Here is an 8,193-nt window from a genome sequence, read left to right on the forward strand (position 1 = left end):
CCGGGCGCTTCGTTCTTTCGTGTTTGAAGCTTATCAGATGTTTTCCGCTCCGTTTTCCGGAGTTTCATTCATCGGATTCGCATTCCGCCGCCCCTCTCGGTGCGACTCCGGAACTGTACGGGGACCGGCCCGCCACATGCAAATCGCCCCCGCCCGGGGTTCCGGGCGGGGGCGATCGAAGAGCAGTCGGCCTGCTCAGCGGACCTCGGTGATCTCCGGGCCGCGGGCGAACGGGTCGAGCGCGGCGCCGCCGAAGCGGCTGCTGTCGCCCTCGCCGGCAGCGGCGGCTGCCCCGCCACCGTCGGCCACCATCTGCGCGTCCTCGGGGAGCTTCAGCACGATCGGGTCGCGCGGCGCCATCGGGCTCTCGCCACGGACGACGACCGTCTGCTGGAAGACCTGCTCCAGGATCCCGGCCATCTCCGGCTGCACCGCGGCCTGGCCCGAGATCACACCGCGCAGGAACCAGCGCGGCCCGTCGCAGCCGACGAAGCGCACCAGCTGGACGCCCTGCGTGCCGTCCGGCAGCTGTACGGGGACCTGGGCGCGGAGGTGCCAGCCGAGCGGGCCCTCCTCCTCCTCGATGAGGCCGCCCTGCGAGGTGATGCCGTTGGCGATCTCCTCACGGACCTCGCCCCAGATGCCCTCGGACTTGGGGGCCGCGAAGGCCTGGAGCTGGATGGCGCTGTTGCCGAGGACGAGCGTCGCGGCCACGATCGCGTCCCCGGCCACCTCGACGCGAAGTTCCATGCCCTCGACACCGGGGACCAGCAGGCCCCCGAGGTCGACCCGGCCTTCCTCCGGCTGCTCCAGCTCGGAGTGGTCCCACGGACCGTCCGGACGCGGAGCCGGCGGCAGGCCGACCCGCTCGGCCGGGTCCAGCTCGGTCACGTTCTCGCTCTCGGCGGAACCTTCGACGTCATCGGCCGTCTCGTCGGCGCTGATGGCGTCGTCGGCGAGCTGCTCGACAGCGTCCTCGCTCTTCTGGCGACGACGGAACACGGTCACTGTCCTTCCCGGTCCAAGACCGATGCGAATACCTGCTCGGCTTCCTGCGAGGCCGCGGGCAGCCTAGACCGCGGCGTGGCCGCCGGTCGACCCGAACCCGCCCTCGGCTCGTGCCGACCCGGGCAGTTCGGCCACCTCGTGGAAGCGGGCCTTCTCGACCTGCTGGATCACCAGCTGGGCGATCCGGTCCCCTCGGCGGAAGCTGACGGCTTCGCGCGGGTCCAAGTTGACGACGATCACCTTGATCTCTCCACGGTACCCGGCATCGACCGTCCCTGGGGCGTTCACCAGAGCAACTCCGCAACGAGCTGCGAGCCCGGAGCGGGGGTGGACGAACGCCGCGTAGCCGTCCGGCAGCGCGATGGCGATGCCGGTGGGCAGGACGACCCGCTCGCCGGGGGCCAGCTCGGCGTCGACGGTGGTCCGCAGGTCGGCGCCCGCGTCGCCGGGCTGCGCGTACGCGGGCAGCGGCAGCTCGGTGTCGATTCGCCTGATCAGGACATCTACCGGCGGACGGGGGGTGCTGCTCAAGGGTTCACCTCAAAGGCTCGGGCGCGCTTCATCAGATCCGGGTCGTCGAGGACCTTCCCGATGTCCTCGGCACGACCGTGCTTGGTGAAGTGTTCCAGCTTCACCTGAATGAAGAGTGCCTGGGCGCGGATGGCGACCGGGCCGTCGGGGCCACCGATCCGCGCCTCGCCGGCGCTGTAGATCTTCCGGCCGTGCACTCCGGTGACCCAGGCGCGCAGGTGCAGCACGGAGTCGACCGGCACCGGGCAGAGGAAGTCGGTCTCCAGACGAGCGGTGACGGCGGGGGCGTGCAGCAGCCAGTTCAGCGTGCCGAGCGTCTCGTCCATCGCCGTGGTCAGCAGGCCGCCGTGGGCGAGCCCGGGACCGCCCTGGTGGGCCGAGCGGACGGTGAACTCGGCCGTGACGTCGAGCCCCTGGCCGGCCACCGCGTCGATCCGCAGGCCTCCGGGGTGCTGCGGGCCGCAGCCGAAGCAGTGCTCGTAGTGCGAGCCGAGCCGGGTGCCCGGGGCCGGGGCCTGCGGGGCGCGCGGCGGCAGGACGGCGCCCGGCGGGGGCGTGGTCGGCGTCAGCGGCACGGTCGGCGCCGGCTGGGCGGACGGGGAGGCTGGGGCTACGGAACCGGTCACGGCGCCCAACCCTACCGACCGGTAGGCGGCCCGGGCCCGGGGGTGCCGTCCCGGGCCGGCCGTAACGGCCACCACAATGGGGGCATGTACGACGAACGCCTCACCGTGCCGCGCTCCTGGTGGTTGCTCCCGGTCGCGATCGGGCTCACGCTCGCGATGATCCTGCTGCGTTTCAGCGCGGTGGGCGCGCTGGTCGGGCTGGTGGTCGGCATCGCCGCCGGCGCGGCCGCGATCAGCAGCTACGGCTCCGCCCGGATCCGCGTGGTGCAGGGCTCCCTGGTGGCCGGCCCGGCCCGGATCCCGGTCGACGCCCTCGGCGCCGCGCACCCGCTCAGCCCCGCCGAGGCGGTGGCCTGGCGCGGCCCGAAGTCCGATCCGCGCGCCTTCATGCTGCTGCGCAGCTACGTCCCGACCGCCCTGCGCGTCGAGGTCAGCGACCCGGCCGACCCGACGCCCTACCTCTATCTGTCGACCCGCTCGCCGATGAAGCTGGCCGAGGCCCTGGAGGAGGCGCGGCGCGGCGCGCGCGCCTGACACCCGGCCCGTCCCACCCGGTCGTCCCGCCGGGCCGCCCCACCGGGCCGTCGCCGGAGCGGCGGCCCGGACGAACGACCGGAACGGGCGCCGCGAGCGCCCCGGCAAGAACGAGCGGCCCCCGAGCGGCCGCGAGCACCCCGGCCCGACGGCCGGCAACGGGGCCGGCAACGGGGCCGGAAAACGGAGAGGGACGGTTCCGCGATGCGGGACCGTCCCAGGTGTCTCTCCGTACTGCACGAGGTGCTGCCACGTCGCGCGGTACGCGGTACTGCGCCGGTGCGACCCGACGCGCTACTGCCGGTGCGCCCGCCTCGACGGCCGCCGGTACTGCCGTCCGGCCCCGCTGCCCGGGGCCGGAAGGGGCGGTGTGCCGGTCCCGCGAGGTTCCGCGGGCCCGGGCCCATGGCCGCCCTGATACTCAGGCGCCGCAGTCCCGGCAGATCGGGTTGCCGTTCTTCTCGCTGTACAGCTGGCTGCGGTGGTGCACCAGGAAGCAGCTCATGCAGGTGAACTCGTCGGCCTGGCGCGGCAGCACCCGGACCGACAGCTCCTCGTTCGAGAGGTCCGCGCCGGGGAGCTCGAGGCCCTCCGCCGCGTCGAACTCGTCGACGTCGACGGAGCTGGTGCTCTTCTCGTTCCGCCGAGCCTTCAGTTCCTCGATGCTGTCCTCGTTGAGGTCGTCATCGGTCTTGCGTGGGGTGTCGTAGTCAGTAGCCATGTTTTCGCTCTCCCCCTCCGGGTTGTGCGGTGTGTGCGGTATCTCCAGCGCACGTAACGCATGGGGGGTCGGTCTTGTGCCCGACCCGAGGCGGAGATTTTGCCTTACTTCAAGCCCTGTTACTCAATCGACACTCAGCCAGGGGTCCGTTGGGGTGATCCGATCGGGCGTGGGAGGCCTCACGCTGGGCCATCGCCGGCCTGCGGCCGGGGCCGCTCGGCGGACACGCTCAGTCATCAGAAGCCTTGCGGCCACTCGATCGTTCCCTTGCCCACCAGGGCTCCCGGTCAATCCACCCGAACGGCTGAGACCCCGATCGTCGTCACGGACCGCAACCGGACCACCGTCCACCATGATCACGCTCCGAGATCGGCCCACCCCACGGAGCGACACGGTGTGACCTTGCTCACGTTCCGAATGTTCCGGGGCAAACCACGGAAAATCCACCCAACAGGAACGGCCGGATCCGTCGCCCGGCGCGTCCTGCGGTTCGTGTCCGGCTGCTACTGGGCGGCCTTCCGCGCGGCCCGGCGGGCCAGCAGCGCGGCCTGCCGCTCGTCGAACTTGGTCGCCTGAGCGTCCAGCCCGCCGAGGAAGGCGCCGAGCTCGTCCTGGGCCCGCAGGCCGTCCGGACCGAGGCCGCCGACCTCCATGACCTTGAGGTGGCGCAGCACCGGCTGGAGCACGTCGTCGTGGTGGATGCGCAGGTTGTAGACGCCGCCGATGGCGATCTGGGCGGCCGCCCGCTCGAAGCCGGGGATGCCGTGGCCGGGCATCCGGAAGTCGGTGACCACGTCGGCGATGGCGCGCATGGCCTGGTCCGGGGCGATCTCCAGGGCGGCCTTCAGCAGGTTCCGGTAGAAGACCATGTGCAGGTTCTCGTCGTTGGCGATCTTCGCGAGCAGCTGGTCGCAGAGCGGGTCACCGGCGAAGTGGCCGGTGTTGCGGTGCGAGATCCGGGTGGCCAGCTCCTGGAAGGCCACGTAGGCGACCGAGTGCAGCATGCTGTGCGAGTTGTCGGACTCGAAGCCCTCCGACATGTGGCTCATCCGGGCCCGCTCGAGCTCGTTCGGGTCGACGGCCCGGGTGGCGAGCAGGTAGTCGCGGATGGCTATCCCGTGCCGGCCCTCCTCGGCCGTCCAGCGGTGCACCCAGGTGCCCCAGGCGCCCTCGCGGCCGAACATGGTCGCGATCTCGTGGTGGTAGCTGGGGAGGTTGTCCTCGGTCAGCAGGTTGACCACCAGCGACACCCGGCCGAGCGGGGTCACCCGGGACTGCTCCACCGACCAGGCCTCGCCGCCCAGCACGCCGTCGAAGTCGCGGCCCTGGCTCCACGGGATGAACTCGTGCGGCATCCAGTCCTTGGCGACCTTCAGGTGGCGGTTGAGCTCGGTCTCCACCACCTCTTCGAGGGCCATGATCAGCCGCGCGTCGGTCCAGGCGCTCGAACCGAGCGAGGCGGTGCGCTGCACGGGGGCGATGGTCACGAGTGTTGCTCCAGGGGGACGGGCACGCGCGGGACGGGCGCGTTGGGCGGGCACGTCGGGGACACCGAAGTCGGGACGCACTTACGGTTGCGTAACTTACGACACCGTAAGTTGCTCGGACCGGAAATGACAAGCCGCCCCCGCCAGGCCTTATGTCGTCTTGACGGGCCTGGCGGGGGCGGCGGGGTTGGTCAGCGCACGGAGCGCGGGTGGTACGAGCGGCGCAGCGGGGGCGTGAAGGGCCTGTGGGGGCGCTCAGGCCCCCGGGATCCGGACCCGCATGGTGAGGCCGCCACCGGAGCGCGGGGTGGCCTCGATGGTGCCTCCGTGCGCCCGGACCACCGAGCGGACGATGGACAGGCCCAGCCCGACACCCTTGTCGCTGCGGGTGCGCTCGGCGCCCTTGACGCGGCGGAACGGCTCGAAGATGTGCTCCAGTTCGTAGCCGGGCACGACCGGGCCGGTGTTGGACACCACCAGCTCGCCGCCGCCGGGCACCTCGGCGGTGCTGATCTCGACCCAGCCGCCGGCGGTGTTGTAGCGCACGGCGTTCTGCAGCAGGTTGAGCGCGATCCGCTCCAGCAGCACGCCGTTGCCGGCGACCACGGCCTGGTTCAGGGTGGCGCGCAGCTCGACCTCGCGCCGGTCGGCCTCGGCGCGGGTCTGCACCAGGGCCCGGGTGGCGACCTCGGAGAGTTCCACCGGGCGGCGGTCGGTGAGTTCGTTGTCGCTGCGGGCGAGCAGCAGCAGGCCCTCGACCAGTTGCTCGCTGCGCTCGTTGGTCGCCAGCAGGGTCTTGCCGAGCTGCTGGAGGTCGGGCGAGGCGGCGGGGTCGGAGAGCTGGACCTCCAGCAGGGTCCGGTTGATCGCCAGCGGGGTGCGCAGTTCGTGCGAGGCGTTGGCGACGAAGCGGCGCTGGGAGTCGAAGGAGCGGTCCAGCCGGTCGAGCATGTCGTCGAAGGTGTCGGCGAGCTCCTTGAGCTCGTCGTCCGGCCCGTCCAGCTCGATCCGCCGGTGCAGGTCGGAGGAGGCCACCTCGCGGGCGGTGCGGGTGATCCGCCCGAGCGGGCGGAGCACCCGGCCGGCCATCGCGTAGCCCGCGACGAAGGCGATCACGGCGAGGCAGACGAGCACCGTGAGGGCCTTGCGCAGCAGCGTGTTCAGGGCCGCGTTGGAGGCGATCTCGTGCCGGCTGGCGAGCAGCTGGTTGAACTGCTCGCTGGTCATCGTCACGCCGTTGACGGTGATGTCCTTGCCGGAGCTGAACAGGAAGGGCGGCGGCTGGACGTCGTGCAGGGCCTGCCGGACGAAGAAGTACATCAGCAGCAGCAGGACCACGCCGGCCATCAGGAACATCCCGCCGTAGAGCAGGGTCAGACGGATCCGGATGGTGGGGCGGAACGGCAGCCAGGCGAGCATTCCGTCGCCGGGGACGTAGGTCTCGTGCGACGCGTGGTGCAGCCGGGGCGCGCGCGGCGGGTGCACGGGCTTCGGCGGTGCGGACCGGGGCGGCACGGCGCGCGGGCCGCCGGCGGGCGCGCCGGAGGGCCCGCCGGCCGGGGGCGGGGTGGTCATGATCGTCCTCTCGGGGCGTCCGCCCGGGGCGGGCGCGTGGTGGGTGGGGTCCGCCGGTGTCCGGTGGAGCCCCGCGGGGCCTCGTGGGGCCGGGCGGGGGTCCGCGTGGATCCGGCCGGACCCGGTCAGATCCGGTAGCCGGAGCCCGGCACGGTGACGATCACCGGCGGGTCGCCGAGCTTGCGGCGCAGCGTCATCACGGTGACGCGCACGACGTTGGTGAACGGGTCGGTGTGCTCGTCCCAGGCCTTCTCCAGGAGCTGCTCGGCGGAGACGACGGCGCCGCCGGCCCGCATCAGCACCTCCAGCACGGCGAACTCCTTGGGAGCGAGCTGGACGGGCCTCCCGTCGCGGATCACCTCGCGGCGGCCGGGGTCGAGCGAGATGCCGGCGCGCTCCAGCACCGGCGGCAGCGGGACGGTCGCCCGGCGGCCCAGCGCCCTTACCCGGGCGACGAGTTCGCTGAAAGCGAACGGCTTGGGGAGGTAGTCGTCGGCACCGATCTCCAGACCCTCGACCCGGTCGCTGATGTCGCCGGAGGCGGTCAGCATGATCACCCGGGTGGCCAGGCCCTGCTCGACCACGCTGCGACAGACGTCGTCGCCGTGGACCAGGGGCAGGTCGCGGTCGAGGACGACCACGTCGTAGTCGTTGACCGCGATGCGCTGGAGCGCGGCCTCCCCGTCGTACACCACGTCGACGGCCATCGCCTCGCGGCGCAGGCCGGTGGCGACGGCCTCGGCGAGCAGCTGCTCGTCCTCGACGACGAGAACCCGCACGGTGGTTGTCCCTTCTCCAGGCCGGCCCCGGAAGCGGACGCACGGCTCCGACGGTGCCTCCATCCTGCCTGGTCATGCGGTAAAGCAGCGATAAGCTGCCCCCGGGGCAGGGGCCCGCGGGGTGCGGGCGGCGCCTCCGACGACGGCCTCCGTCGCGATTCGTGCCGGGAACACTCCGGTTGGACTGTGACACAGGCAACTTTCTCGCCCGGAGAGGTTTCCCCGCCCGGGGGCTGGGGAGGACAGGTGCACACCCGCGATCTGGCCGATGGCCGATCGCACCCACCCGCCGTGCGTTCATCCGCGCCGGCCCTGGGGCTGGGGCGTCACCGGGAGCGGCCGAGGGCCGACTCCGCGCCCGACCGGAGATCACGACCTACCGGATCGGACGCTTCCGCTGGCTACCACGACCCTGGGGCGGGGGACGCACGAACGTGCACGTCCGACACAGTAAGGGGGCCCGTATGGACGCCTTCACCGCCGGAATCCTGCAGCGCATAGCCAACGCCGAGCAGGACCTGCACCGCGCGATCGAGGCCGGGGACGAGTTCCTCGCCGAGGTGGAGCAGTCCGAGCTGGACGACCTCCGCCGGCTCGCCGCCGAACACGGCGTCGACACGGTGCTGGAGCGCCACCGCACCGCTGCCTGATCCGCCCGACCTGCCCGACCCGACGCCGGACTCCGGCACCAGCGGCCCTGTGGGGGCCGTGCGAAACCTCAAGCCCTGGCATTCCCCGTATGCCAGGGCTCTTCGCTGCCCGGACCACGAGACTCCGGGCGACCTGCACCGGCCGACGAACGACCGGCCGACCTGCACCGGGCGACGAACGACCGGGCAGTTTCCTCGGTGTCGAGGTCGCCCGGCTCCCGGAGCGGCCGACAACTCCCCTCCCGTACCGCACGACTGAAGGAGCGCCACCATGGCCACCGC

9 protein-coding genes are annotated in these 8,193 nt (G+C 72.2%); 2 read left to right on the forward strand and 7 right to left on the reverse strand.

Translation table 11 applies throughout. The annotated features are described in order from the left end of the window. Positions 1-195: 195 nt before the first annotated feature. The 3 genes from ACWDRR_RS43730 to ACWDRR_RS43740 all read right to left on the reverse strand — a co-directional run bounded on the left by ACWDRR_RS43730 (position 196) and on the right by ACWDRR_RS43740 (position 2,114). Positions 196-1,002, reverse strand: coding sequence for a DUF3710 domain-containing protein (locus tag ACWDRR_RS43730; protein WP_387883699.1), 807 nt, complete (start codon positions 1,000-1,002; stop codon positions 196-198). Positions 1,003-1,071: 69 nt separating this feature from the next. Continuing rightward, the gene (gene dut / locus ACWDRR_RS43735; protein ID WP_449777928.1) at positions 1,072-1,539 is read right to left on the reverse strand and encodes a dUTP diphosphatase; all 468 of its coding nucleotides are present in this window, start codon (positions 1,537-1,539) and stop codon (positions 1,072-1,074) included. Next, positions 1,536-2,114, reverse strand: a complete 579-nt coding sequence (locus ACWDRR_RS43740; RefSeq protein ID WP_449777932.1) for a PaaI family thioesterase — start codon at positions 2,112-2,114, stop codon at positions 1,536-1,538. Before ACWDRR_RS43740 ends, dut begins: the two co-directional genes overlap by 4 nt. Before the next feature lie 135 nt (positions 2,115-2,249). On the opposite strand from ACWDRR_RS43740, the gene ACWDRR_RS43745 reads away from it, so the two are divergent. Further along, positions 2,250-2,699: a DUF3093 domain-containing protein gene (locus ACWDRR_RS43745; protein ID WP_449777929.1), complete on the forward strand. Its 450-nt coding sequence runs from the start codon at positions 2,250-2,252 to the stop codon at positions 2,697-2,699. 421 nt (positions 2,700-3,120) lie between these two features. On the opposite strand, the gene ACWDRR_RS43750 is transcribed toward ACWDRR_RS43745, so the two are convergent. The 4 genes from ACWDRR_RS43750 to ACWDRR_RS43765 all read right to left on the reverse strand — a co-directional run bounded on the left by ACWDRR_RS43750 (position 3,121) and on the right by ACWDRR_RS43765 (position 7,261). Further along, the gene (locus ACWDRR_RS43750) at positions 3,121-3,420 is read right to left on the reverse strand and encodes a DUF4193 domain-containing protein (protein WP_280668631.1); all 300 of its coding nucleotides are present in this window, start codon (positions 3,418-3,420) and stop codon (positions 3,121-3,123) included. A 503-nt stretch (positions 3,421-3,923) separates the two neighbouring features. Further along, a complete protein-coding gene (locus ACWDRR_RS43755; RefSeq protein WP_449777930.1) occupies positions 3,924-4,907 on the reverse strand; it encodes an acyl-ACP desaturase in 984 nt (327 codons plus the stop codon). A 255-nt stretch (positions 4,908-5,162) separates the two neighbouring features. Then, positions 5,163-6,482, reverse strand: a complete 1,320-nt coding sequence (locus tag ACWDRR_RS43760) for a sensor histidine kinase (RefSeq protein WP_449777931.1) — start codon at positions 6,480-6,482, stop codon at positions 5,163-5,165. 125 nt (positions 6,483-6,607) lie between these two features. Then, entirely contained in the window at positions 6,608-7,261 is a 654-nt protein-coding gene (locus ACWDRR_RS43765; RefSeq protein ID WP_355364871.1) for a response regulator transcription factor, read from the reverse strand. A gap of 464 nt (positions 7,262-7,725) precedes the next feature. Between ACWDRR_RS43765 and ACWDRR_RS43770 the strand changes: the two genes are divergently transcribed. Beyond that, complete coding sequence (locus ACWDRR_RS43770; protein WP_030301315.1) at positions 7,726-7,911, forward strand: hypothetical protein; 186 nt, start codon at positions 7,726-7,728, stop codon at positions 7,909-7,911. Positions 7,912-8,193: the final 282 nt, after the last annotated feature.

The sequence above is a fragment of the Kitasatospora sp. NPDC003701 genome (assembly GCF_053587085.1).